1 protein-coding gene is annotated in these 415 nt (G+C 58.1%); it reads right to left on the bottom strand.

The genetic code is table 11. The annotated features are described in order from the left end of the window. A partial coding sequence (locus CHU71_RS12700; protein WP_147761271.1) for a DDE-type integrase/transposase/recombinase occupies window positions 1–415 on the bottom strand: 415 nt, incomplete at both ends.

The raw sequence follows: 415 nt of genomic DNA, 5'->3' as shown, positions 1-415 counted from the left end.
GCGGATTCCGGATTCCGCTAGCGCGGTGGAATACTTCAGTGACACGTACTGGCTGCCCCGATCGCTATGGTGAATTAACTGGTTTCCATGGATTCGTCCTGCAGTCGTTAACGCATGTTTCAATGCCTCCATGGGCAGCGCATCGGTACGCATCGTCGAGCGTGTAGCAACGCCAACAATTTTTCGGCTGTAGACATCCACGACAAACGCGGTGTAGGCGAATCCTGACAGGGTGCGAACGTAGGTAATGTCGGCAACCCAAAGCCTGCCTGGTGCCTGCGCACGGAAGTTTCGGCGCACAAGGTCCGGGCGATGATCCGGTGTCTTCGGGCTTACCGTTGTCACTGGGGTTTGCCCACGTCGGCGGCCGGAAACGCCTGCGAGTTTCATCAGTCGTGCGGTCTTGTCGCGACCG

It is taken from the genome of Corynebacterium sp. LK14 (genome assembly GCF_008042215.1).
Lineage (GTDB): Bacteria > Actinomycetota > Actinomycetes > Mycobacteriales > Mycobacteriaceae > Corynebacterium > Corynebacterium striatum.
Note: the sequence above shows the minus strand (reverse complement) of the source record. Positions and strands in the feature narration are given on the sequence as shown.